The following is a 24,337-nucleotide window of genomic DNA, read 5'->3' as shown; positions in this document are numbered from 1 at the left end:
CGGCTACGTAGGCGAAACGGCTCGTCGACGCGCCGTCGACGCCACGTCGACACGCGTCCGATGCAATGCACGCATGCTCAATCCCCTCACGCGCGCCGAACTGGCAGCGCAGATCACCGGGCCCGTACTCGAGCCGGAAGACGAAGGCTTCGCCGCCGAGTGCGCCCCCTTCAACCTTGCCGTGACCCACCGCCCTCGCGTGGTTGTCGGGGCCGTGAACAGTGCCGACGTGCAGGCCGCCGTTCGCTTCGCCGCACAGCGGCGTCTGCCGGTCGCCGTCATGGCCACCGGCCATCAGGCGACCCTCACGGCCGACGATGCGGTACTCATCACCACGCACCGGATGACGCAGGTGAGCGTCGACCCCGCGTCCCGCACGGCCCGCGTGGCGGCGGGAGCCCGCTGGCAGCAAGTGATCGACGCCGCAACCCCGTTGGGGCTTGCCCCGCTCAACGGCTCCTCACCGCTCGTCGGCGTCATCGGCTACACCCTCGGCGGGGGCTTGAGCCCCACCATGGGCCGCGCTCTCGGATGGGCGGCCGATCACGTCACCTCCATGGAGGTCGTGACAGCCGACGGTGAGTTGCGTTCCGTGGACGCCGCGTCGGAACCCGACCTGTTCTGGGCGCTGCGCGGCGGCAAGAGCAACTTCGGCGTCGTCACCGGCATGGAGTTCGCTCTCTTCCCGGTGGAACAACTGTGGGCGGGTGGACTCTTCTTCGACGGTGCCGACGCGGAAGCCGTCCTGCACGCCTATGCCGAGGTCACGGCGGGGGCCCCGGACGATCTGAGCTCCTCGATCGCCCTGCTGCGGCTGCCGGCACTGCCCGGTGTGCCGGAGTTCCTCGCCGACCGGTTCGCCGTGCACGTACGCATCTCCTGTCTCGGCTCGCCGGACGAGGCCGCCCGGCTGGTCGCGCCGCTGCGGGCGGCCGCACCTGTCCTCGTGGACACTCTGGGCCCCATGCCGTACGCGTCCTTCGCCCAGATCCACAACGATCCGGCGGACCCGGCACCGTTCATGGAGCGCACCGCGATGCTGCACTCACTGACCGCCGAGGCCGTCGGGGAAATCCTGGCCGCAGCGGGCCCGGCGGCCGACTGTCCGGTGCACTTCGTCGAGTTGCGGCACCTCGGCGGCGCTCTGGGCCGGGCCGCGGACAACGCCGTCGGACACCGGGACGCCCGGTTCGCACTCTGGGTCGTGGGTGTCGGCGCACCCGACGCCTTCACCGCGATGAACGCCTACGCCGATGAACTGCTGCAACGGATGCACCCCTGGTCGACGGGCGGAAAGTACCTCAACTTCATGGCCGCCCAGGACACCGGCGCCTCCGACGTGAGCGCGGCCTACGACGAAGCCGCCTACCACCGGCTCCGCAGCATCAAGAGGCGCTTCGACCCGGACAACCTCTTCCGCCTGAACCACAACATTCCCCCCGAGGAGCGCCCGATGGCCGACGACAAACTGCAGCTTCTGATCGACCACGCCGCGATCGTCGACGCACTCCACCGCTACACGGCCGGGCTCGACCACGGTGACGCCGATCTGCTCGCCTCGTCACTGACCGAGGACGCCATGGTCGACCTGACACCGGCCACGAGCAAGATCGGTCTCGACTTCCCAGCACTCAAGCCGCGCGACACCGTGGTGGGCGTCCTCATCCCGGCGGTCGGCCCGCTCGACACCAGCCACGTGATCAGCAACGTCCGCGCCAGCGTGGACGGCGACAACGCCCACGTGAAGTGCTATGCGACGGCCCAGCACTACCTGCCCGGAGAGGGCCCCAAGCCGGACCGGACCCGCCACGCCCTGATGATGAACCGCTACGACGCAGAACTGACGCGTGACGGAAGCACCTGGCGCATCAGCCGGCTGACGATAGACAACGCCTGGTTCGAGGGCGACGAATCCGTGTTGCTTCCCGGCGACTGATCTCGGAACGCACCGTCCCACCGGGGTGGCGCCCGCAGCACACAGCCGCAGGGCGCCCCCTTGTACGCCGGCGGCCCGGCATCGCAGCCGTGGCCGCGGCCGCACATTCCTCACTCACGAAACCCCACGGCTGACCACCTCCATGCCTCCGATACCCGCACTCCGGAATCCGTTTGGGAGCGTTCCGCGTGTCCACCACCCCTGAGGTGCCCCACCCTCCTCAGCATGCACACCTCGACACCGTCCGGGGACGACTTGCAGCACTGATGCGGGACTTCCGTGAGGGCGCCTGGCAGCCGACCGACCTCGAACGTCGTCTGGCCGAACTGGTCGCGCAGTCGGCCGCCGGGACCGGATCGCTCGACGCGGCCGGCCTCCGGGCCGCGATACGGGAAGGCTCGATGACGGCCATCCATGAGAACGGCGGTCGCTTCGTCGGCCTGCTGGCCGACCTCCTGCCGTTGATCGAAGGGCCCGAACCGTCCGCACGGCACACTGCCGGCCTTGCCCACGCCTTCGCCGAGACGGTCGCGCGGACGGCACCGGATCGGCAGACGGCACCGGACCGGCAAACTGCCGCCCACTCACCGAGCGCTTGTCCCTGTCCCAGCGAGGCGGGCAACGATCAGAGGGAAGGAGCGCAGCCGCAGCGCCTGTCAGCACCTCGCGGCGAGGCCGGCAGACGTCTGCGCGCGGACGCGGCACTCAACCACACCCGGGTGCTGACCGCCGCGGCACAGATAGTGCGCGAGCGCGGACTGTCACACCTCACCATGGAAGCGGTCGCCTCCGAGGCAGGCGTCGGCAAGGGCACCGTCTTTCGGCGGTTCGGTGACCGCACAGGTCTGTTGCAGGCCCTGCTGCAACGCTCCGAGGAGACGTTCCAGGCCGCCCACCTCAGCGGCTCGGACCCGGCGGACACCCGGGACAGGGCGATCGAGCAGCTTCGCGCATTCGGCGTGGCCGCGATACAGCGCTATGCCACGGAGCCGGAACTCCAGATGGCCGCCGAGCCCTCCCCGGATCAGCGTTACCGACACGCACTCCGGCGCTCGTACCACGAGCGGGTCAGCCTGCTGTTCAGTCTGGCCGCGCCGGAAGCAGACGCAGAACTGCTCAGTCACGCGGCGCTGGGCTACCTCGATCCAGCCCTTCTCTGGCACCTGAGCGAACAGTGCAGGCTACCGCCGCACCGGCTGGAAGCCGGCTGGCTCGAACTGGTCTCCCGACTCACCCGGCAGTCACAGCCCCGCACGACGTGACCCGAGAACCCCGAACGCACGGGGTGGTGCAGGCCGGGTGGGCGGACCTCCCACGTCGAAGCTGTGTCGTCAGAACGCGTAGCGCACGCGCAGCCAGGGTGCATGGTCGGTGATGAGGCCGCGCAGCGAGCGCACCGCTTCCGCTTTGATGTGGTCGCGGTAGCGGACGTTGTGCGCTCCGTTCTGCGAGCGCTTGCCCTGTTGCAGCTCGGGCTGCCACAGGACGTCCTCGGCGCGGGGATGCCAGCCGAGGTTGACCTGGTGCAGGTCCTGGTTGTGGGTGAGCATGATGATCTCCGCGGCGGCCTGGCGCTTCACCCGGTGGGGCAGGACGTCGTCGAGCTGCCGCAGGACGTCGGCCCAGTCGTCCTGCCAGCCGGGCCGCAGGACGACGGGGGAGAGGTTGAAGTGGACCTCGTAGCCCGCGTCCACGAAGTCGGCCGCGGCGGCGATCCGGTCGGCCACCGCGGAGGTGCGCAGGTCCAGCAGTCGTGAGTCGGGCGCGGGCATTAGGGAGAAGCGGATCCGGGTACGGCCGCGGGGGTCCAGCGTCAGCAGATCGGGGTTGACGAACTTGGTGGCGAAGGATGCCTTGGCGGTGGGCCACCGGCGGAAGGCGGTGATCAGGTCCGCGGTGTTGTCGCAGATGAGCGCGTCCACGGAGCAGTCGCCGTTCTCGCCGATGTCGTACACCCAGGCGGTGTCGTCACACTGGTTGGGTTCCCGCTTACGGCCCTGGCGCGCGACGTGGCGCCCGAGGTGGCCGATGATCTGGTCGATGTTGGTGAAGACGGTGATCGGGTTGGCGTATCCCTTGCGGCGGGGCACGTAGCAGTAGGCGCAGGCCATCGCGCAGCCGTTGGTGGGGCCGGGGGCGATGAAGTCGGCGGAGCGTCCGTTGGGCCGGGTGGTCAGGGTCTTGCGCTCACCGAGGACCAGGGTCTCGCCCTTGACGCGGACCCAGCGCTCGACGTTGTCCTCGTTTCCGTGCAGGCCCGGGATGCGCCAGTGGGAGTCCACCTCGACGACCTGCGCGGCGGGGAAGCGTGCGAGGATCTCGCGGCCCCGGCGGGATGCGGCGGCCGCGGGTTCGGCGTAGACGGTGCGCACCGGCAGCATGGTCCGGGCTGCGGGGGAGTCGCGGAAGCCGGAGCCGGGCGGGGCTGTGCCGCCGACGGGTGCGCTGCCCGCCGCTGTCCCGGTCAGGGCGTCGAGGTCGAACAAGGCGTCGGAGCCGTGCTCGGGTTCGGCGAAGGGGGATGTCACGCGAAGCTTCCCTTCGTCCGATGCCGCGGTTCATACCAATTGTACGGAGTGTCGGGCAGGCCCTGGCCGGGAAGCCGGGGAATCGGGGGAGGGTTCGCCGGAGCGGCCCGGAGGCCGCACACAACGAGGCCCAGGTCTTCGCCGCGTGGTGTCGGTCAGTACTCGGCCGACGGGTTAGGTACGGGCGATCACGGGGCAGGACGTCGTAACCCCCCGGGGCGCAGATCTCCCTTTCGCACCTCCTTGACGAGAGACACAGGACATGTCTGCTGAAGAAAGCGCACAGCATCCTCCTCGCCGCGTCGGCGTCGTGGCCGAGTCCGGCTCCGGAGAGACACGGGTCGCGGCGACCCCGGCGACCGCCCGACTGCTGCTGGGCCTCGGTTACGAGGTCGTCGTCGAGTCCGGGGCCGGCGAGGCCTCGGGCTTCGACGACCAGGCGTACGCCGACGTCGGCGCCGCGATCGGCGAGGCATGGGAGGCGGACGTCGTCCTGAAGGTGAACGCCCCCACCGAGGCCGAGATCCGCCGGCTGCGGAGGGGTGCGGTCGTGGTCGCCCTGCTGGCCCCGGCGCAGAATCCCGGGTTGCTCCAGGCGCTCGCCGACGCCGGGGTGACGGCCCTGGCCCTCGACGCGGTGCCACGCATCTCGCGGGCCCAGTCGATGGACGTGCTGTCCTCGATGGCGAACATCGCGGGCTATCGCGCGGTCATCGAGGCCGCGCACGTCTTCGGACGGTTCTTCACCGGTCAGGTCACCGCGGCGGGCAAGGTGCCGCCGGCGAAGGTGCTGGTGGCCGGCGCGGGTGTGGCCGGTCTGGCGGCGATCGGCGCCGCCTCCAGCCTTGGGGCGATCGTGCGCGCCACCGACCCCCGCCCGGAGGTGGCGGACCAGGTGAAGTCGCTGGGCGGCGAGTACCTGACGGTGAACGCCGCCCAGGAGGCGAGTGCCGACGGCTACGCCAAGGCGACCTCCGCCGACTACGACCGCGCCGCCGCCGAGCTCTACCACGAGCAGGCCGGGGACGTGGACATCGTCATCACCACCGCCCTGATCCCCGGGCGGCCCGCGCCGCGGCTGCTGACCGCCGAGGACGTGGCCGTGATGAAGCCGGGAAGCGTCATCGTCGACATGGCCGCCGCGATGGGTGGCAACGTCGAGGGCACCGTGCCGGGCCGGATCGTGGTCACCGACAACGGCGTGACGCTCATCGGCTACACCGACCTGGCCTCCCGGCTCCCGGCCCAGGCCTCGCAGATGTTCGGCACCAACCTGGTGAACCTGCTGAAACTGCTGACCCCGGGCAAGGACGGCCGTCTGAACATCGACTTCGACGACGTCGTGCAGCGGGCGGTGACCGTGGTGCGGGACGGTGACGTCACCTGGCCGCCGCCCCCCGTCGCGGTCTCGGCCGCCCCTGCCGCACCGGCCACGGCCGCACCCGAGGCGCCCGCACCGGACCGGCCGGGGCTGTCGCCCGTCCGGCGCTTCGGCCTGATCGGGCTCGGAATGCTCGCGATGTTCCTGCTGGTGGCCTTCGCTCCGGCCCAACTCGCCGGAAACTTCACCGTGTTCGCGCTGGCGGTGGTGATCGGCTACTACGTCATCGGCAAGGTGCACCACGCGCTGCACACCCCGTTGATGTCGGTGACCAACGCGATCTCCGGGATCGTCGTGATCGGTGCCCTGCTGCAGATCGGGCACGAGAGCCGGATCGTCACCGCGCTGTCCTTCGTGGCGATCCTGCTGACGAGCGTGAACATCTTCGGAGGCTTCGCCGTCACCCGCCGCATGCTGTCCATGTTCTCGAAAGGCTGAGCCGAGATGACCTCCCTGACGGCCTCCCACGCGGCCGACCTGGTCGCCGCCCTGCTGTTCATCCTCAGCCTGGCCGGCCTGTCCCAGCACCGCACCTCCCGCGCCGGCGTCGTCTACGGCATCGCCGGCATGGGTCTCGCCCTGGTGGCCACCGTGGTGGTCGCGTCGCGGAGCATCAGCGCCGGCGCGGTCGCGCTGATCGTGCTGGCGATGGCGCTCGGCGCGGCCATGGGCCTGTGGCGGGCCCGGCGCGTCGAGATGACGCAGATGCCCGAACTCATCGCCGTGCTGCACAGCTTCGTCGGCCTGGCCGCGGTGCTGGTGGGCTGGAACAGCTACCTGGAGGTGGAGCACCACGGCGCGGCGCAGGACCGGATCGGTGCCGACCTGCTGGGCATCCACCACGTCGAGGTGTTCATCGGCATCTTCATCGGCGCGGTCACCTTCACCGGCTCGATCGTCGCGTTCCTGAAGCTGTCGGAGCGCATCAAGTCCCGGCCGCTGATGCTGCCGGGCAAGAACGGGCTGAACGTCGGGGCGCTCGCGGCGTTCGTCGCGCTGACCGTGTGGTTCACGATCAGTCCGAACCTGCCCCTGATGATCGCGGTGACCGCGCTGGCCATGGCCCTCGGCTGGCACCTGGTCGCCTCCATCGGCGGGGGCGACATGCCCGTCGTCGTCTCCATGCTGAACAGCTACTCGGGCTGGGCGGCGGCCGCGTCCGGCTTCCTTCTCGACAACAACCTGCTCATCGTCACCGGCGCGCTGGTGGGCTCCTCCGGTGCCTACCTGTCGTACATCATGTGCAAGGCGATGAACCGGTCCTTCCTGTCCGTCATCGCGGGCGGATTCGGCATCGAGGCGCCGTCCGGGGGCGCGGAGGAGCAGGGGGAGCACCGGGAGGTGCGGGCGGCGGAGGTGGCCGAGATGCTCGTCCAGGCCCGCTCGGTGATCATCGCTCCCGGCTACGGCATGGCCGTCGCGCAGGCCCAGCATCCCGTCGCCGAGCTGACGCGGCGGTTGCGCGAGCGGGGCGTCGAGGTGCGCTTCGGGGTCCATCCCGTCGCCGGACGCCTGCCCGGTCACATGAACGTGCTGCTGGCCGAGGCGAAGGTGCCCTACGACATCGTCCTGGAGATGGACGAGATCAACGACGACTTCGGCGCCACCTCGGTCGTGCTGGTCATCGGCGCGAACGACACGGTCAACCCGGCCGCGACCGACGACCCGGCGAGCCCGATCGCCGGGATGCCGGTGTTGCGGGTCTGGGAGGCGGAGCAGGTCGTCGTCTTCAAGCGCTCCATGGCCTCCGGTTATGCGGGCGTGCAGAACCCCCTGTTCTTCCGGGAGAACAGCAGCATGCTGTTCGGCGACGCCAGACAGAGCGTGGAGGAGATCCTGCGCGCACTGGGCACCGAAAGCCGGCACGACGAGGCGTCGGCGGCGCGACAGCCGACGGTGCCCAGTCGCTGACGGCTTGGTTCCTTCGTGTTCGCTGGCGGGCGGAGGTGCGGGAATCGGTCGGCGAGGCCTCGGTGCCGCGGATCCGGGCCCTGCCGCATCTCCCGTGCCGCCGCCGTCGCCCCACGCCGGTGACCCCGCTCAGGTGGACCGGGCGGGGCGGTCACTGAGGAGGGCGCCGCGGATCGCTCTGCGCTGGCTCGCGGTCGTATCGCCCCAGACGCCGTCCGCCTCGCCGTGGCGGACGGCCCAGTCGCGGCAGGCGGCCAGCACCGGGCAGCGACGGCACACGGCCCGGGCGGGTGCCGTCGCGACGTCCGTCTCCACCAGGGGAAAGAACAGTTCGGGGTCCTCGCCCACGCACAGCGCCCGGAAGCGCCAGCCGGAGTGATGATTGTCGATCGAGGGTGTACGAGCCATACCGCACCTCCGCGGTCCGACCAGGGCACAGGTGTGAACGCGGCTTGGGAGCCACGGTCCCGGCAGAGGTGCTCAGCATCTTATGCCGCACGACCGACAGAAGGCCATAGGGGATATTCACGGCATAGTGGCCGCGGATGTCGGAGTCGTCGTAAGGGACGGTGTGCTCCCTGAGGCCGTGATCCGTCGGTCGATCGCTGCTCTTAAGTGTTCATGTCACTCCAGGTCGAGGCCCGGCTCGAAACTTGGCCGAAAAGATGCCCTGCCGGTACGGCGTGTGCCCCTTGCGGCGGGGCGGTGTGCCTGTCTCGTGTCCCGGATCGCTGAACTCCGCATGTGCGGGATCCACCCGCACCGGGCAAAGGTGCATACCACACGCACCAATGGCGAAGGCTGTTTCCCGACTAAGTGAACTCGTGTGCAGGATGGGGGCGTTGGTGTGCTTCCGCCACTCGAAAGGGTGACTAGCATGAGCGGCACGCGTGAGCCGGAAGCGCACCGTCCGTGAGCGGTCGCCCTTCGGAACGCCGACGACGCGCAGTCGTCCACCTTCTGCTCGTACGAACCGAGGGACCGCGGAATGCCAGTGCCTGCTCGCTCCCGTCAGCGTCGACGTGGGAAAGGGGCGAGTTCCTCTCCGGCCGTGTTCCCGGCGGTTCTGCTCGTGGCGGCGGGTGCCGCCGCTGCCGCCGCCGTTCTCGCTCCCGCGGCGGCCCGTTCCTGGGTGCTGGGCACGGTGATCGCCGCCTGGTGCTGTCTCGCCCTCGTCACCGGCATCGCCGTCTACCTCCTGCGTCGTGTCCGTCGGCAGGCGGCCGCCCGGGACAGCGAGCTCGGGATGACCAAGGACAACTGGAAGAAGCAGGGCACCGAGGTCGCCCAGCTCGTCAACGTGGGTCTGCCAGGGGTCGCGCGGCATCTGAACGGCGGTGCGAGCGCCGAGGAAGCCGTCTCCCGGGTCGCCACCCCGTCCGACCCGCAACTGCGCCAGATACTGGACACCTTCGCCGCGGAGTTGGGCGCGGCGGTGACGCGGGCCGTCACCGCCGAGACCGAGCTGCGCGGGATGCGTAGCGAACTGGCGAGGGGCAGGGCGGAACTCGAGAGGCTGACCGAGGAGACCCTGCCTGCCGCGGTGGCCCTGCTGCGGGAGGGCAGTTCCGGCAACACCGTCCTCACCAAGTTCGACTGGCCGCAGAATGCCCTGGTCCGGGAAACGGCCGAGTGGTTCGTCCGTGAACTCGCCTACAGCGAACGGCGCTCCGCCGCCGCCCAGGCGGCCTCCGCCAAGGCGCTCAGCCGGGTCCAGTCCAAGACCGTCGCGATGCTGGCCGATCTGCGGGAGATGCAGGACCGGCACGGCCAGGACGTCCTCGGCGACCTGCTGCGGCTGGATCACAGCACCTCCCAGCTCGGTCTCATGACGGACCGGCTGGCCCTGCTGATGGGCGGCCGCTCCAGCCGGGTCTGGAACAAGCCGATCGTGATGGAGAGCATCCTGCGCGGAGCCGTCGGCCGTATCGCCGCCTACCGCCGGGTGCGCCTGCACTCCTCCAGCAAGGCGTCGATCGCGGGCTTCGCGGCCGAGGGCGTGATGCACCTGCTCGCCGAACTCATGGACAACGCCGCGAACTTCTCGCCGCCCATCGACGAGGTGCACGTCTACGTCGAGGAACGCAGCGCGGGTCTCGTCGTCACCATCGAGGACAGCGGCCTGAAGATGTCGGACGCCGCCATGCGCCGTGCCGAGGAGTCCGTGTCGGGCCGGGTCACCGACCTCGCCTCGCTGCAGGGCACCCGGCTCGGTCTGACCGTGGTGGGACGGCTCGCCGAGCGGTACGGCATCAGCGTCAACTACCGGCCCTCCTCACGTGGCGGCACCGGCGTCGTCGTCCTGCTGCCCCAGCAGCTCCTGGCCCAGCAGCGCGAGCCCGTCGCCGAGCGTCCGCGGCGTACCGCGGAAACTCCCGCCGTGCCCGCACCCGCCGTTGGAGCCGACAGGACGCCGGCCCCGCGCACCCCGCCGACCGCGTCCGTGGAACCGACCGCGTCCGTGGATCCGGTCACGTCCGTGGAACCGGTCGCGTCCGAGGAGGCGGCGCCCGGCGCCGATGCCCCGGCCGCCCGTGGCGCGGCCACCGGCAACGCACTGCCCGTGCGTGCCCCCGGCCGGACGATGGCCGCCGCCGAGCGCGCACGGCAGAAGCAGGCGGCCACCCCGACGACCTCGGCCGAGCCGGGTGAACCGTCGCCCGCCCGCGATGCCGGAAGCAGGTTCGGCGCCTTCCACCGTGCCCGTCACGGCGGCGGCGTACCCGGCGACTCCGTCAGCCCGCCCGACGACGGGCACGACCCCGCGGCCGACTGAGCCGCGCACCCCCGCACCTCTCGGCCTGCGCACACCGCACGGGCAGCACCCCACACCCAGAACCTCGCCGCCGTATTCGATGGATTGGAGGAACGGGCCGGGTGACCGTCGACCGGTCGCAACCCGTCCCGATCGCCATGGAGACCACTGACAACAGCCTCACCTGGCTCCTGATGAACCTCTTGGAGCGCACCCCGGGCACGCGCCACGCGCTCGTCCTGTCGCGGGACGGCCTGAAGCTGTGCTGGACGGAGCACATGACGCTCGACCAGGCCGACCAGCTCGCGGCCATCTGCTCCGGCATCCAGGCCCTCGCGCAGGGCGCCTCCGTCGAGTTCGGGGACGGATCGGGGGGCGTGCGGCACTCCATGACCGAGTTCCACGGCGGCCTGCTGTTCATCGTGGAGGCGGGCGAGGGCGCGCACCTTGCCGTCGTCGCCCAGGAGGACGCCGATCCGGGAGTCGTCGGCCACCAGATGACGGAACTCGTCGAACAGATCGGGGAGCATCTGCGGGCCGAGCCGCGCACGCCCGCCGGCCGGGGTGCCCGCGCGTGATCCGTAAACCAGTGGACGTCGGGGATCCCGACCGGCTCTACACGGTCACCGGTGGGCGCAGCACGGCCGACGACTCGTTCGACCTGGTGACGCTCATCGTCAGCGAGAGCGAACCGAGCACCGGCATGCAGTCGGAGCACGTGAGGATCCTCGAGCTGTGCCGGCACCCCACGGCACTGGTGGAGATCTCCGCCGAGCTGAAGCTGCCCGTCACGGTCGCCCGCATCCTCGTCGGCGACCTGCACGACATGGGCAAGGTCAGCGCCCGTCATCCCCGCGCCGCCGACTCCGTCGCGTCGCTTCCCGAAACCGCCCTGCTCCAGGAGGTCCTCAATGGGCTCCGCAACCTCTGAGCTTCCCTCCCAGCGCACGCCGCTGGCCGATGCCGCCGAGACCGGTCTGAAGATCGTCGTGGTGGGCGGGTTCGGGGCCGGCAAGACCACCCTGGTCCGTTCGGTGAGCGAGATCCGCCCGCTGAACACCGAGGAGCTGATGACTCAGGCGGGGCAGGGCGTCGACGAGACGGCCGGTGTCGAGGGCAAGACGACCACGACGGTCGCCTTCGACTTCGGCCGGATCAGTCTCAACGAGCGCATGGTCCTCTATCTGTTCGGGGCACCGGGCCAGGAGCGGTTCTGGTTCCTGTGGGACCGCCTGTTCTCCGGGACGCTGGGCGCCGTCGTCCTCGTCGACACGCGCCGCATGGAGGACTGCTGGTACGCGATAGACAGGCTCGAACACCACAGGACCCCGTTCGTGGTGGCCGTGAACCGCTTCGACGGCGACGAGAACCGGTACTCGCTCGAGGAGATCCGCACGGCCCTCGCACTCGGCGCGCATGTGCCGATGGTCGACTGCGACGCACGGGTCAGATCCTCGGGCAAGGAGGTCCTCATCGCCCTCGTGGACCACCTCTACTCCATCGCACTGTCCCAGGAGAGCACACCGTGAGCGATCCCACCGGCTCCCCGTCCGCGGCCACTCCGCCTCCCGGCTGCCCCGCACACGACGCCGCGGTGCACCTGAGCGGCCTGGAGTACCAGCAGACGCCCTCCCAGATGTACCGCTCGATGCGCCGGGAACACGGGCCGGTCGCGCCGGTGCTGCTCGACAACGACATCCCCGCCTGGCTCGTCCTCGGCTATCCCGAGGTCTGCTACGTGACCAGTCACGACGAACTGTTCGCGCGGGACTCGCGGCGCTGGAACCAGTGGGACCGCATTCCGGCGGACTGGCCGCTCCTGCCGTTCGTCGGCTACCAGCCGTCCGTCCTGTTCACCGAGGGCGCGGAGCACCAGCGCCGGGCGGGTGTGATCACCCAGGCGCTGGAGGGCGTCGACCAGTTCGAGCTGGCCCGCGAGTGCGAGCTGATCGCCGGTCAGCTGATCTCCTCGTTCTCCGGCAGCGGCCAGGCCGAGCTGATGAGCGCGTACGCGCACGCGTTGCCGGCCCGTGCCGTGCTGTGGATGTGCGGCATGCCGCAGGACAGCACCGACACCGAGCAGCTCGTCGACGACCTGCGGATCTCGCTCGACGCCGGTGAGGGGGACGACCCGGTGGCGGCTTACACGCGGGTCGGCGAGCGGATCGTGCATCTGGTGAAGGAGAAGCGGGAGCGGCCCGGGCCGGACGTCACGTCCCGGATGGTGCTGGACCCGGCCGGGCTCAGCGACGAGGAGATCGTGCAGGACCTGATCTCCGTCATCGCGGCGGCACAGCAGCCGACGGCCAACTGGATCTGCAACACCCTGCGACTGCTGCTGACCGACGAGCGCTTCGCGCTGAACGTCTCCGGGGGGCGGGTCAGCGTCGGTGACGCGCTGAACGAGGTGCTGTGGCTGGACACACCCACGCAGAACTTCATCGGCCGCTGGGCCGTGCGCGACACCCAGCTCGGCGGGCGTCTCATCCGCGAGGGAGACTGCCTCGTGCTGGGCCTCGCGGCCGCCAACACCGACCCGCAGATCTGGCCCGAGTCGCACGTCGGCGCGGAGAACTCGGCGCACCTGTCCTTCAGCAACGGCGAGCACCGCTGCCCCTATCCCGCGCCCCTGCTGGCGGATGTGATGGCGCGTACGGCGGTGGAGACGCTCCTGGAGCACCTCCCGGACCTGGTTCTGGCCGTCGAGCCCGAGGAACTGACGTGGCGTCCGTCGATCTGGATGCGCGGACTGACCTCCCTGCCCGTGCAGTTCACGCCGGCGGTGCAGTAGCCGTCCCTCGCCGCCGCCCTCTCCGCGCGATCCGTGGGATCCGTCAGGGGCGGGCGGTGGCGGGAACGGCCGTGTGGGGGAGTGGCGTTCAGTTTCCGGCCGGGGTGAAGCGCACCGGCAGCGCCTGCGGGCCGCGGGTGAACACGCCCTGCTCGACCGGCTCGAACCCGTCGGCGAGACGAAGGTCGGGCATCGCGTCGAGCAGGTGGTTCACGCCGGTCTCGACCTCCGCCTTGGCGAGGAGCGCGCCGACGCAGAAGTGGCGGCCGAGCGCGAAGGCCAGGTGGTCGGCGGCGGCCGAGAAGGCCGACGTGGTGGTGAGGTCGTCGCGGAAGATGTCGAACCGGTCGGGCTCGCGGTAGCGCAGTTCGTCCCGGTTGGCGGCGCCGATGAGGCACGTGACGGTCGCGCCGGCCGGGATGGTGCCCCCGCTGACCTCGACCTCGGTGGCCGACTGCCGCATGATCATGTGCACGGGCGGGGTGTAGCGCAAAGTCTCGGCGAAGGCCGCGGGTATCAGGGAGCGGTCCTCGCGGACCGCCGCCAACTGTTCCGGATGCCGGAGCAGGTTGGCCAGGATGCTGGCGATCGCCTTGTCGGTGGTCTCCCCGCCGGCCGCGAGCAGCAGGCTGCAGAACGCCTTGATGTCCTCGTCGCTCATACGCACGCCGTCCACCTCCGCGGCGCACAGCGAGGACAGCAGGTCGTCTCCCGGACGCTCACGCCGCTCGCGGATGATGGGGATCATGTACTCGGCGAACTCGACCCGGGTGCGCTCGCCCGCCGCGGTCACCTCCGGGTCACCGGCGAGGTTGCCGAGGAAGGCGATCACGGTGGTGTACCAGCCGTGGAAGCGGGCGTGGTCGGCCTTGTCGAGGCCCAGCATGTCCGCGATGACGTTGACCGGAAAGCGAGTGGCGTAGTCGCTGACGATGTCGGCGGAACCGGTGTGTCTGAAGGCGTCGATGAGTTCGCGGGAGTTGCGCTCGATGACCGGCATGAACTTCTCCTGCAGGTCGCTGCCGCGGAAGGCGGGTGCGACCAGCGCCCGGCGCACGGCGTGCTCGCGACCACTGAGCTGGAGGATCGTCTTGCCGTGGACCGGCTCGAGCTGCCAGTTGTAGTTGTCGGTCGTGAACTCCGCCTTCTTGTCCTTGAAGACGCGCTCCACGTCCTCGTAGCGGGAGATGATGTAGCTCTGGGTGGCCTCGTGCCAGATCAGAGGCTCTTTCTCCCGCATCTCCGCGTAGGCGGGGTAGGGATTCTCGGCGAACTCTGGCGACAGGATGTCAGGTACCTGCTGGGCGGTGGACACGCGACTCCTCAACGGTAGATGCCTGTGCTCTGCACCAGATTAATGATCTTCCAGTGGCTCAAACAGGCCAGTCCTGGCCGAAGTTGAGCGTACAAACAAGTCGGTTAGAGCGGCCCGCCGTCGTCCGGCGGGGTGCTCCGTCAAGCGTGTGCGGGAGACTGTCTTCTCGTGCCGGAGATGATGAGTGACTTGGAGGCGGCCTTGGCTGCGGCGTCGTCTCCTTCGTGGGAGCGACGTGCTCGTGCCGGGCGCGACCTTGCGTCCTTCGCTGAGGTTCCTGAGGCTGCCGAAGTGCTGGTGCGGCTGTTGCTGGACGACGAGGACACGGCGGTGACCCGGCGGACGGCGGAGGCCCTGGCCCGGGTGGGCACGGCGGCCGCTGTGCGGCTGATCGCCGTCGCGGTCGCCGGGGCTGACGGGAATCACGCCGACTGGCTGCAGACCGGGGTGCATGACGCGCTGGCGGAGGCGGACGGTGTGCCCGACGTTGCAGCGGTCTGCGCGAAGCTCGCCCAGGATCAGGAAGAAGCTGTGCGGCGGGGTGCCGCGGAGATCTCGGCGTGGACGGACGGCACGCGGTGCTGACGCGACCTGCCTGTGGGTGCCGTGCCTTGCGTCCGCCCGACAGCGCGGTGGTCATGGTCCCGCATTCCCGGGACGACACCGACGAAGACAACTGTCGAAACTCGTGCTGATTCCCGCGAGAGTGGTGAAGAAACCAGGTAGATCTGCTGCGTGTTCTCGCATTTGCCGGGCATCAGGAGCGACGGAGGTTGATAACTATGGTTCCCCTGCTGGTTGTTCTTCTGCTGGCCCTGCTTCTCTTCGGCGCTGGTTTCGCACTGAAGGCACTGTGGTGGCTCGCCGTCATCGTGCTGGTGATCTGGCTGCTCGGCTTCGTCATGCGTTCCGCGGACTCAGGCGGCCGAAAGGGACGCTGGTATCGCTGGTGACCCGCTGAGCAACAGCGTGTGTGGGCCCCTGACAGGTCAGGGGCCCACAAGCATCTCCGGGATCAGAGAGACTTTTCATAGGCAAGCTATGGCAATGGCGGCATTGTCGAAGCCGGGCCCCGAAGGCGGGGCCCGGCTTGTTCGAATTTCCGTGATGTGAGCTCACCGGTGCGCGGTGAGTCGGAGGTCACGGCCGGGTGCGTCCCGGTGCCGATCATCCGAGGGCGTGACTGTTCAAGCGGTCAGGAGCCGACGATCTGGCGCACGTTGTCGACCGAACCGCAGCCTGACTTCAGCTGACGCTCACGCTCTTCCATGAACGCCTCGCCCAGTTCCTCGCGGCGCTCCATGGCCACGTTCTCCCGAGCCCCGTTCAGGATGGTGCGTTCCTCCTCGTCGGCGTGGTGTGTGACGGCCTGCACGAGCTCTTCCAGCTTCTCGTCCCACTCCTCGGAGCCGACCTCATCGACTTCCAGGAGTTCCAGGAGCGCCTTGTTGCCCTCCTCGTGCTCCTCCTCGCCGTGTTCCACCTCATCGTCGTCGATCTTGTTGTAGCGCTTCAGGGCGGGATACACCTTCGCCTCTTCCGCCAGAGCGTGCGCGATCAGCAGATCCGAGAATTCCCGAAGGGCGGAAGCCCGGTCGGCTTCGACGCTGCGCATCTGGCGAAAGAGATCCTCCATCTTCCGGTGGTCCTGGAGAATGAGTTCAACGACGTCTCGTGTCTGCGCCATGGGGGTAGGCATCACTTTCGTGCGAGGGACCTTGCAGGAATCCGGTTACCCCGTCTTGCGGTCTTCACCACGGCCCGATCGGATGACGAGGAGTTGCGAGGCGATCACGATAAGTTCGCCGCATCCGCCCGCGGGCTTCGGTGACGTACCGGGACACGTGGAAATGCCGCGCCTGTGCGGCCGGCCGTGAGGCGGGTACGAGAACCCGTCATATCAGGAGAGTGGCGAGACGGCGCAGGGCGGATCGTGGAGACGATACGACGCCAGAATTCCGGTCCCGCTCGAAATGTCCGGCACCCGTCATCCGTCACCGGCGATCTGATGGCGTAAACGACCGTCCAAAGCAGAACCGTCCAGTCCTCTTGGTCGTCTTGAGGGTGAAGCGGGGTCGAGACGTGAGTCAACTCCCGGCTCCGCTGTTGCAGTTGAGAGTACAGAGAGAGGCTGTTGAAGTGGTGTTAGTGGATCAGAGGACGAGACGGGTCGGTGCGATCGCGGGAGCTGTGGTCGCGGCGGTCGTGGGTCTTTCCGGCTGCTCGGACGACCCGAAGCCGGCCGAGGGCAAGAAGCCGTCCGCGAGCGGTTCCCCCGTCGACGACTCGAGCGAGCCGGCAGACGCCGTCTCGTCACCGGCATCGGGCGTGGACCGGTCCTCTGCCGAGAAGGCCGTCGCCGGCTGGGTCGCGGCGTTGATCAAGGGTGACATCGAGCAGGCGTGCCTGCTGATGGCGGAACCGGCGGACGGTTCCGAACCCGCGCGGGTCGGCAGCGAGAAGACGTGCGGCGCCGACGCGCCCGAGCGCGAGCGGATGGAGTCGGCGCTGGGGAAGTTCAAGGAGTCGTTCACTCCCGACCCGCCCTCGGACGACCCGAAGGTCGAGGTCACACAGGCTCCCGGCACGGGTGACAAGGTCACGGTCCCCGCCGCCGAGATCAACGTCGACGGCCAGGCCCTCGACAAGGTCGTCCTGTCCCATTCCACCGGGGTGACGCAGGACCAACTCGACATCAACGTCGAGTCCAGCAGGATCCAGGGCTCCTGGTACGTGACCAACCTCGACTTCAACCTGGGCTGAGGTCAGTCAGGCCGTACGACGCGGCCGCGGTGACCCGCACCAAGGGCAGGCCGAGCGTGTTCCCGTGCGGGACGCCAACCGGCGGTCGGCTTCATCCCGCCGAACACGTCACATCCCGCGTCGGCCGCACCCCGGACGATCCTCGGGTGGCGCGCGGATACGCCCGGCCGCCCCGTTCCCTCCTCCCGGGCCTGTTCCGGGAGGAGGGAACGGACCGGTGTTCACGCGGCCACCGCGCAGACACCGCAGGCAGTCAGGCTGGGCAACCCCCTCGCCTCGGACGGTCCGAGCGAGGGCGACCGGTGCGGATCAGGGCTGCCATGTCGCCTCCACCAGGGCCCGCTCGGTGCCGGACAGGTACACGGCCGCGCTCAGCCACACCCGCGCGTATGCGTCCGGATCGGCCTGCTGGGTGCGGCCGAACACGTCACGGCCGCGCCGGTCCGCCTCCGCGGCGAGGGCCTCCGCCAGATCCGCTGCCGTCTGGAAACCGCTGCGGCGCAGCGCTACGGCGCCCGACGCGCGGGCACCGTCCCGTGCGGGCTCGGCGGCTGCCCGGCGGCCACCGGACACCGCGACCTCGACCAGTCGCCGCAGCCGCCACAGGGGTGCCTCGGACACCGGGTCCGGCGGCAGCGCGGACGGACCTTCCACCGGAGGGAGTTCGGCAGCCGTCGGGAAGTGCGCGCCCTCGAGCCGGTCGTACCCCAGATCGGCGTGGCCCGCCCACTCGGGCGGCAGCCGCAGCGTGGCCGTACCGTCCGGCACGGGGCCGACTGCCAGTGGCCGCAGTGTCGCGGCGCGGTCGGGATCGAGGCGGCCCACGAGGCGCAGCCGCAGTCCCGGACGCGCGGCGAGCTTGCGGAAGTTGGCCGCATGGGCCAACTCCGGGTGGCCGTTGGCCGGCAGCAGGCGGATCAGCAGCCCCTCGCGGTCGGCTCCGTCGGGAACCAGTTCCCGCGCGAGCAGGTGGTCCCCGGCCGCCCCCACGACGACGACGTCACAGCCGATCAGTTCAGCGGCCTGCGCCTCGGACCGTTCCGGGGCGTCGCCCGGGGCGAGTCCGGCCGCGGCGGCCTGGGCGAGCGGGCGGGCGAACAGAGGGGCGAGCTGTCCCGACGTCCAGGACAGGCCCGTGACCGGGGTGGCCCGTACTCCCTTGCCGGCGCCGAGACGGCCGTCCGGGGAGAGCGTCGCGCCGGAGATCAGCAGGCCGCTCCGGGAGAGCTGCGCGTGATCGAGGCTGCCGGCGCCGAGCGCGACCGTGGCGGTGGCCGCGCCGCGCGCCCGTGCCGGACCGCCGGGCTTGACGTCCGACACGGAGAACCAGCGCCCGTCCTCTGCGAGGACATGGGTGACGACCCCGCCGTATCCGGTGGCGGAGATCACCGGCTCCCGGCACACCCCGTGCACCTTGAGGCCGCCGCCGGGGCGGTAGCCGCGCCGGGCGGTGCCGACCAGGGCCGGGTCGGGGTCGGACGCGGCGAGCAGGCCGCTGGTGAGCAGCAGTTCCCGCAGTCCGGCGACCAGGTCGGCCAGCCGGTGGCCGTCATGGCGGGCCCGGGCGGCGCGCAGCGCGCGGACCACCCGCAGGGCGGCCGCCTCGGCCCGGTGCAGACCGGCGAGGCGGGCGGTGTGCGCGGCCCGCAGCACCTCCGCCTGCGGTACGGCGCCCGCACCGGGCACTCCTGCGGCCAGCACCGCCGCCGCCGCGGCCCACAGCCCGGCCGCGGCGGCGACCTGTGCCGCGCTCGGGCCCGCCGGGCCGGGCGGCGCTGCGGCGGTCGCGTCGGTGTCCGGCGTCCCGGACTCCTGCTCGCCGCCGACCCGTTCGGCTTGCTCGCCGCCGACTGGTCCGGCCTGCTCGGTGCCGCGCCCCGACGGCTGGTCCGCGGCCTCGGCCACCACGTCGGCGTCGGCCACCGGCGCGGCTCCCAGGACCGCCGCGCGATGCAGGCACCGCGGTGCCAGCAGACAACTGCACTGCGCCTGGTCGGCGTGCGTGACCGCCCCCGACGGGCCGGGAGTGAGGGTGACCTCGGCATCCTCGCCGCACCGCACGCGCCGTACCGTGCCGTCCGCGGTGACGGGCAGCGCCGTGTACGTCTCGATGGCGGCGTCCAGTTTCTTGCGCAGCCGGGAGGTCAGGTGCTCCACGGCGGCGGCGACCACCTCGGGCGCCACGGGGGGCAGTTCGGTGTTCATCGGTTCTCTCCGCGGAGGCGGTCGCCCACCCAGCGGGCCAGGGCGAGAGGGCTGAGGGCGGCGACCGGCATGCCGGCCGCGACGAGCTGCTGGGCGACCGGGACCGAATAGCGCGGGGTGCCGGTGTCGTCCAGGGCGGCGCAGCCCATCAGATGCACCCCGGAGCCCGCCAGGGCCCGCACCTCGCCGAGGAGTCCGCCGAGCGGATACCCCTCCTCGAAGTCGCTGACCACCACCACGAGGGTGCGACTGGGCACGGTCACCAGCGACCGGGCGTGGGCGAGGCCCGCGGCGATGTGGGTGCCCCCGCCGACCCGTACCTCCAGCAGCAGCGACAGCGGGTCGTCGACCCGGTCGGTCAGGTCGATCACCTCGGTGGAGAAGGCGAGGAAGTGCGTGCTCAGCGTGGGCACTCCGCCCAGGACGGCCGCGGTCAGCGCCGACCAGACGACGGACGCCTCCATCGATCCGGACACGTCGACCACCAGGATCAGCCGCCAGTCCGCCTCCCGGCGGGAACGGGTGCTGAACACCGGCCGCTCCGGGACGATCAGGGTGCGGCCGTCGTCGGCGCGGCGCGTGCGGGCGAGGTTGGCCCGCAGGGTGCGCGGCAGGTCGATCCGTCCTCCGGGGCGGTGGGTGGGACGCGGGGTGGCCAGTCCGGTCAGGGCCGGGCGCAGCCGGGTGGCCAGTTCCTTGGCCAGTTCGTCGACCAGGCGGCGCACCAGCGGGCGCAGCTTGGCGAGTTGCTGCTCGGGCATCCCGCCGGCCAGGGACAGCACGGAGGTCAGCAGGTCGACCGAGGGGCGTACCGCCTTGGGGTCCAGCTCGGCCAGGACGTCGGTGCGGCCCAGGTCGGCTGCCCGCGCCAGGACCTCTTCGCGGACGTCGGCGCCGAACAGCGCGTCCAGTTCCTCCGCCCATTCACGGGCCGTCGGGAAGGACGCGTCCTGGCTGCCGCCCTGGCCCCCCTCCCGGCCGAGGTCCGAGGAGCCCTCGCCGCGGCCGGTGCCGTACAGCTCGTCGAGCGCGTGGGCGAGACGGCGGGCGTTGTGCGGCAGCTTCTCGCTCTCGCGGCCGAGCAGCAGGCGCCAGCGGTCGGCCGGCGTCAGGTAGAGGGCGGGACCGGCCGGTGCCTCGGCGGGTGGCCCGGGTTCGTCCCGCGCGGGGTCCTCGGTGCCCGCGGTGCCGTCCAGTCCCGTCCCCAGCGGCGGGCGCAGGGACGTCACCGCAGCCCGGCCCGCCGCGTCGGCGGCCGTCCACAGCGCCAGCAACTGCGGCGAGGCGCTCAGCGACAGGTCGAGACGGTCCCCGAGGCGTTCGGTCACCGTGGACAGCAACCGGTCGCGGCCGGCGGGGCTCAGGGTGTCGAAGCCGCCGCGCAGGGCGGGCAGCCGATGGAGGAACCCCTGGTCGGTGAGCGTGTCGATCCGGTCCAGCAGCGGGTCAAGGGCGGCCGGCGCCGACTGGAGCAGCGGAGCGGCGGCGCTGACCAGTCCCGTGAGCCGGCGGCTCATCGCCTGCCGGGCCTCCGGACCGGTCGCGTTGTCGATCCAGCTCGCGGCCCGGCGGCCGAGGGTGTCGGCGTCGTCCAGGTCGAGCATGACCCGGGCGGCGAGCGCGGCTCCCTGCATGAGCGGGGACCCGTGGCGCGCGAGGTCGTCCAGGGCGTCGTCCATCCGCAGGCCCAGGCGGTGTTCGCCCGCCCGGGAGGCCAGCGCCACGAGGGCGTCCGCGTCCTGCGGGTCGTCACTGCCCGCCAGGCCCGGCAGAGACCGCACGGCCGATTCCATCAGCTCCGTGGCCAGTTCTGCGGCGCTCTGCCGGCTCTCGGGGGTGGTACCGGGCAGATGGCCGCGCTGGAGGGCCTCCAACAGGTCCAGGGCGGCGAGGAGTTCGGGCAGGGTGGCACAGGTGGGAAGGACCTCGGCGGCGTCGGCGAGCCGCTCGGACACCAGCGCGGGCAGATCGCAGCGGGCCGCGTCGCGCAGACCCGCGAGGACCAGGGCGCTGGTGGCTCCGCCGTCCGCGGCCTCCCTGCGGAAGGTCTCCCGCAGGGTGCCCTCGGCGGCCAGGGCCGCGGTGACGCCGCGGATGCCGGCCAGGTCCAGGCGGACCGGCACCGCCGGCGTCCAGGCCAGCCGCCATCGGGTGGTCAGGGCGGCCGTGTCGCCGGTGCCCGCCACCTGGATCGGTTCGCCGTACCCGGCGCCGCACACCGCCAGCCGCTGGAGGAGGACCTCGCGTCGGCCGTCGAGGGCCGAGCGCAGGGGGTCGAGCCGCAGCTCACGCGGTGCGGGGTCGTCCGGTCCGGGCAGGCGCAGTGCGGTGAGTTCGGCCTCGACGGAGGGGCCGAGACCGGAGCGGGGGGTGCCGGGGGCGACACGGCCCCGGGCGGTGCCGACCAGGACGGTCTCCAGCGCCCGGGCCAGTGCCCGGCCGCGGCCCAGCGGTTCGCCCTGGCCCATGACGGTGGTGAGCGCCTCCAGCACCTCGCCGCGGCCGGGCGCCGCCAGTCCGCGCAGCCGGGCCAGGTCACACGCGACGCGCAGGGTCTCCCGGGCCTCGCCCGTGCCGGCGACGTGTCCGGCCGCCCGCAGCTCGCGGCACACGTCGGTGACCGCCCGCGCGGCCGCGTCGTGCAGTCGCTCGGGGTCGCCGCCCGCGGTGAACACCGCCTGCTGCCAGCGCGGGTCGCGGATGCCCGCCGGATAGCCGGAACGCGAGTCCAGCAGGTCGAACGCGTACGGCACGAGAGAGGTGACCACGGCCGGGGCGTCACCGATATCGGCCGGCCCAGCGGGCTCGGCCGCTTCCCCCACGGTCAGTGCGGGGGCGTGGAAGGCTCCGACGACGGCTGCGATCCGGCGGCCGTCGGCCGAGGCGCGGGCGAGCACCGCGCGCATGTGGGCCTCACGCGCCAGATCGACCGCGGGCACACCGCCCCCCGACTCGGCGTCACGGCGCAGCGCCCAGCCGACGCCCAGTGCGGCCCGGCGGATCGCTTCCGGGGTGCAGCCGGGGGCGAGGACCTCCACGCTGCGGTCCCACATGTCGTCGTCGTCGCGGCCGGTTCCGGACGCGGTCAGCGCCGCCGCGAACGCGGTGGGCGCCCCGGCGGAAGGACCCCGGCCGTCCGCGGCCGCGGCGGGCCCCTCGGTGCCCCACCGCGGGTCGGACATCGGCAGGTCGCAGCAGACGACCTCCGCCCCGCGCTCCCGTGCCCAGCGGACCGCGGCGAGCTCGGGCGAGAAGTCGGCGAAGGGGTAGAAGCCGAGTCGGCCGCCCTCGCCGGCCCCGGCCAGCGCGACCGGGGCGTGGGTGCCCGGCGCGGCGAGATGGGGCAGCCACGACTGGAAGTCGACGGGCAGTTCCACGCAGACGACCTCGGCACCGGCGGCGTCCAGCAGCGCGGGCACCGCGGCGGCGAGCGCGGGGCTGTGGTGCCGTACGCCCAGCAGGTACGGGGCGGTGCAGTCGGCGAGGGCGGTGAGGGCCGCCCTCGGTTCCAGGGCGAGGGTCACCGGAGGTTCTCCCGCAGGTCCCACAGGCGCCGCCAGGTCGCCGAGCCGTCCTCGGCGCGGCGGCGCACCGGCCCGTCCCAGTAGCCGAGCAGTCGCGCATGGTCGGACGGGTCGTCCTTGCGGACCACGCCCAGCAGATGGCCAGGTACCAGGTCGAGCGTGTCCCCGCCGGGGAGATAGGCGGCGGCCACCCCCAGGGAGACGGCGACCTGCACCGCCTCCGCGGTGGACATCACCGTGCCGGGGCGCTCGACGTCCCAGCCCTCGGCGGAGCGTCCGGCCCGCAGGTCGCGGAAGACGGTGACCAGGACGTCGAGGACCGCGTCGTCGACGCCGAAGGCCGCGCCGGCCCGTGCGACGGCCGCCTTGGCCTGCCGCTTGACGAGTTCGGTCTCGGCCTCGACGTCCGCGATCGGGTGCACCGTCTCGAAGTTGAAGCGGCGTTTGAGGGCGGCGGACATCTCCGACACCCCGCGGTCGCGGAGGTTGGCGGTGGCGATGACGGTGAAGCCGGGAACGGCGGCGACCTGGGCGTCCTCGGTGCCGGACAGCTCCGGGACGCTCATCCGCCGGTCCGAGAGGATCGACACCAGGGCGTCCTGCACCTCGGGCAGGCAGCGGGTGATCTCCTCGATACGGGCCACTTTCCCGGCGCGCATCGCGGCGAGCACCGGTGAGTCCACCAGGGCCTGCGGGGTCGGGCCCTGGGCGAGGAGCAGCGCGTAGTTCCAGCCGTAGCGCAGGGCGTCCTCGGTGGTGCCCGCGGTGCCCTGCACGGTGAGCGCGCTGGTGCCGCAGACGGCCGCCGACAGCAGTTCCGACAGCATGGACTTGGCGGTGCCCGGCTCGCCGACGAGCAGCAGCCCGCGCTCGCCGGCGAGGGTGACCACGCACCGCTCCACCAGGGCGCGTTCACCGACGAACTTCGGGGCGATCACGAGTTCGTCCGGCACTCCCTCGGTCGCCTCGGGCAGCTTGAGGGCTTCGCCGCCGCTGCCGCAGACGAAGGTGATCACCGCGCGGGGCGTCAGCAGCCAGCCGGGCGGGCGAGGGCCGTCGTCGTGGGCGGCGAGGAAGGCGAGTTCGGTGGCGAAGCGCTCTTCGGCGGGCAGGGTCTGCCGGGCCGGAAGGGCCGTCACCGTGTCGGTCAGGGGCATGGAGGTCCTTGCTCGGTAGATCGGTCGGTGTCGATGTGTGGGGGAGTGCAGGTGGGGGGAGGGGCGCCGTC

At 71.5% G+C, this 24,337-nt stretch carries 19 protein-coding genes; 12 read left to right on the top strand and 7 right to left on the bottom strand.

Annotated elements, in window-relative coordinates:
* The first annotated feature begins 73 nt into the window (after window positions 1-73).
* Complete coding sequence (locus AOJ26_RS03135) at window positions 74-1,936, top strand: FAD-binding protein (RefSeq protein WP_063790219.1); 1,863 nt, start codon at window positions 74-76, stop codon at window positions 1,934-1,936.
* Window positions 1,937-2,124: 188 nt separating this feature from the next.
* On the top strand, window positions 2,125-3,198 hold the full coding sequence (locus AOJ26_RS03130) for a TetR/AcrR family transcriptional regulator (RefSeq protein ID WP_234358425.1): 1,074 nt from the start codon (window positions 2,125-2,127) through the stop codon (window positions 3,196-3,198).
* Between the two features lie 69 nt (window positions 3,199-3,267).
* On the opposite strand, the gene AOJ26_RS03125 is transcribed toward AOJ26_RS03130, so the two are convergent.
* The gene (locus AOJ26_RS03125; protein WP_053846601.1) at window positions 3,268-4,464 is read right to left on the bottom strand and encodes a spore photoproduct lyase family protein; all 1,197 of its coding nucleotides are present in this window, start codon (window positions 4,462-4,464) and stop codon (window positions 3,268-3,270) included.
* A gap of 262 nt (window positions 4,465-4,726) precedes the next feature.
* Here AOJ26_RS03125 and AOJ26_RS03120 point away from each other — a divergent pair, with 262 nt between their 5' ends.
* Window positions 4,727-6,283 carry a Re/Si-specific NAD(P)(+) transhydrogenase subunit alpha gene (locus AOJ26_RS03120; protein WP_053846600.1) on the top strand — a complete coding sequence of 519 codons (1,557 nt, stop codon included), beginning with the start codon at window positions 4,727-4,729 and terminating at the stop codon, window positions 6,281-6,283.
* 6 nt (window positions 6,284-6,289) lie between these two features.
* Window positions 6,290-7,756 carry a Re/Si-specific NAD(P)(+) transhydrogenase subunit beta gene (pntB, locus tag AOJ26_RS03115; RefSeq protein WP_053846599.1) on the top strand — a complete coding sequence of 489 codons (1,467 nt, stop codon included), beginning with the start codon at window positions 6,290-6,292 and terminating at the stop codon, window positions 7,754-7,756.
* Window positions 7,757-7,885: 129 nt separating this feature from the next.
* Here pntB and AOJ26_RS03110 read toward each other — a convergent pair whose 3' ends face one another.
* Entirely contained in the window at window positions 7,886-8,164 is a 279-nt protein-coding gene (locus tag AOJ26_RS03110) for a WhiB family transcriptional regulator (protein ID WP_053846598.1), read from the bottom strand.
* A 643-nt stretch (window positions 8,165-8,807) separates the two neighbouring features.
* Between AOJ26_RS03110 and AOJ26_RS03105 the strand changes: the two genes are divergently transcribed.
* From AOJ26_RS03105 to AOJ26_RS03085, 5 genes are all read left to right on the top strand, one after another.
* Window positions 8,808-10,532 (top strand): sensor histidine kinase, encoded by a 1,725-nt coding sequence (locus AOJ26_RS03105; RefSeq protein WP_234358424.1) that lies wholly within the window; start codon window positions 8,808-8,810, stop codon window positions 10,530-10,532.
* Between the two features lie 137 nt (window positions 10,533-10,669).
* Window positions 10,670-11,089: a roadblock/LC7 domain-containing protein gene (locus AOJ26_RS03100; RefSeq protein ID WP_053846610.1), complete on the top strand. Its 420-nt coding sequence runs from the start codon at window positions 10,670-10,672 to the stop codon at window positions 11,087-11,089.
* On the top strand, window positions 11,086-11,442 hold the full coding sequence (locus tag AOJ26_RS03095; protein WP_053846597.1) for a DUF742 domain-containing protein: 357 nt from the start codon (window positions 11,086-11,088) through the stop codon (window positions 11,440-11,442). The genes AOJ26_RS03100 and AOJ26_RS03095 overlap by 4 nt, the downstream gene beginning before the upstream one ends.
* Entirely contained in the window at window positions 11,423-12,040 is a 618-nt protein-coding gene (locus tag AOJ26_RS03090) for a GTP-binding protein (RefSeq protein ID WP_053846596.1), read from the top strand. The genes AOJ26_RS03095 and AOJ26_RS03090 overlap by 20 nt, the downstream gene beginning before the upstream one ends.
* Window positions 12,037-13,302 (top strand): cytochrome P450, encoded by a 1,266-nt coding sequence (locus AOJ26_RS03085; protein ID WP_053846595.1) that lies wholly within the window; start codon window positions 12,037-12,039, stop codon window positions 13,300-13,302. Before AOJ26_RS03090 ends, AOJ26_RS03085 begins: the two co-directional genes overlap by 4 nt.
* A gap of 88 nt (window positions 13,303-13,390) precedes the next feature.
* Here AOJ26_RS03085 and AOJ26_RS03080 read toward each other — a convergent pair whose 3' ends face one another.
* Entirely contained in the window at window positions 13,391-14,617 is a 1,227-nt protein-coding gene (locus AOJ26_RS03080) for a cytochrome P450 (protein WP_053846594.1), read from the bottom strand.
* A 177-nt stretch (window positions 14,618-14,794) separates the two neighbouring features.
* Here AOJ26_RS03080 and AOJ26_RS03075 point away from each other — a divergent pair, with 177 nt between their 5' ends.
* Together AOJ26_RS03075 and AOJ26_RS03070 are read left to right on the top strand one after the other, a co-directional pair.
* Window positions 14,795-15,202 (top strand): HEAT repeat domain-containing protein, encoded by a 408-nt coding sequence (locus AOJ26_RS03075; protein WP_234358426.1) that lies wholly within the window; start codon window positions 14,795-14,797, stop codon window positions 15,200-15,202.
* Window positions 15,203-15,399: 197 nt separating this feature from the next.
* Complete coding sequence (locus AOJ26_RS03070; protein WP_053846593.1) at window positions 15,400-15,570, top strand: hypothetical protein; 171 nt, start codon at window positions 15,400-15,402, stop codon at window positions 15,568-15,570.
* Window positions 15,571-15,812: 242 nt separating this feature from the next.
* On the opposite strand, the gene AOJ26_RS03065 is transcribed toward AOJ26_RS03070, so the two are convergent.
* The gene (locus AOJ26_RS03065) at window positions 15,813-16,304 is read right to left on the bottom strand and encodes a hemerythrin domain-containing protein (protein WP_053846592.1); all 492 of its coding nucleotides are present in this window, start codon (window positions 16,302-16,304) and stop codon (window positions 15,813-15,815) included.
* A gap of 461 nt (window positions 16,305-16,765) precedes the next feature.
* Here AOJ26_RS03065 and AOJ26_RS03060 point away from each other — a divergent pair, with 461 nt between their 5' ends.
* Window positions 16,766-17,380: a hypothetical protein gene (locus tag AOJ26_RS03060; RefSeq protein ID WP_143663588.1), complete on the top strand. Its 615-nt coding sequence runs from the start codon at window positions 16,766-16,768 to the stop codon at window positions 17,378-17,380.
* 309 nt (window positions 17,381-17,689) lie between these two features.
* Here AOJ26_RS03060 and AOJ26_RS03055 read toward each other — a convergent pair whose 3' ends face one another.
* From AOJ26_RS03055 to AOJ26_RS03045, 3 genes are read right to left on the bottom strand one after another with little or no spacing between them, the layout of a single operon-like run.
* Complete coding sequence (locus tag AOJ26_RS03055) at window positions 17,690-19,585, bottom strand: SWIM zinc finger family protein (protein WP_053846590.1); 1,896 nt, start codon at window positions 19,583-19,585, stop codon at window positions 17,690-17,692.
* The gene (locus AOJ26_RS03050) at window positions 19,582-23,109 is read right to left on the bottom strand and encodes a vWA domain-containing protein (RefSeq protein WP_053846589.1); all 3,528 of its coding nucleotides are present in this window, start codon (window positions 23,107-23,109) and stop codon (window positions 19,582-19,584) included. Before AOJ26_RS03050 ends, AOJ26_RS03055 begins: the two co-directional genes overlap by 4 nt.
* Window positions 23,106-24,266, bottom strand: coding sequence for an ATP-binding protein (locus AOJ26_RS03045; protein WP_053846588.1), 1,161 nt, complete (start codon window positions 24,264-24,266; stop codon window positions 23,106-23,108). The genes AOJ26_RS03050 and AOJ26_RS03045 overlap by 4 nt, the downstream gene beginning before the upstream one ends.
* Window positions 24,267-24,337 lie beyond the last annotated feature (71 nt).

Source organism: Streptomyces sp. NRRL B-24085, assembly GCF_001282115.1.
GTDB lineage: Bacteria > Actinomycetota > Actinomycetes > Streptomycetales > Streptomycetaceae > Streptomyces.
This window is presented reverse-complemented; position numbering and strand designations above follow the sequence as displayed.

Coding starts and splice junctions, on each gene's coding strand:
- AOJ26_RS03135 (WP_063790219.1), top strand. CDS start 74: ATGCTCAATCCCCTCACGCGCGCCGAACTGGCAGCGCAGATCACCGGG.
- AOJ26_RS03120 (WP_053846600.1), top strand. CDS start 4,727: ATGTCTGCTGAAGAAAGCGCACAGCATCCTCCTCGCCGCGTCGGCGTC.
- pntB (WP_053846599.1), top strand. CDS start 6,290: ATGACCTCCCTGACGGCCTCCCACGCGGCCGACCTGGTCGCCGCCCTG.
- AOJ26_RS03110 (WP_053846598.1), bottom strand. CDS start 8,164: ATGGCTCGTACACCCTCGATCGACAATCATCACTCCGGCTGGCGCTTC.
- AOJ26_RS03100 (WP_053846610.1), top strand. CDS start 10,670: ATGGAGACCACTGACAACAGCCTCACCTGGCTCCTGATGAACCTCTTG.
- AOJ26_RS03090 (WP_053846596.1), top strand. CDS start 11,423: ATGGGCTCCGCAACCTCTGAGCTTCCCTCCCAGCGCACGCCGCTGGCC.
- AOJ26_RS03075 (WP_234358426.1), top strand. CDS start 14,795: ATGATGAGTGACTTGGAGGCGGCCTTGGCTGCGGCGTCGTCTCCTTCG.
- AOJ26_RS03070 (WP_053846593.1), top strand. CDS start 15,400: ATGGTTCCCCTGCTGGTTGTTCTTCTGCTGGCCCTGCTTCTCTTCGGC.
- AOJ26_RS03065 (WP_053846592.1), bottom strand. CDS start 16,304: ATGGCGCAGACACGAGACGTCGTTGAACTCATTCTCCAGGACCACCGG.
- AOJ26_RS03055 (WP_053846590.1), bottom strand. CDS start 19,585: ATGAACACCGAACTGCCCCCCGTGGCGCCCGAGGTGGTCGCCGCCGCC.
- AOJ26_RS03045 (WP_053846588.1), bottom strand. CDS start 24,266: ATGCCCCTGACCGACACGGTGACGGCCCTTCCGGCCCGGCAGACCCTG.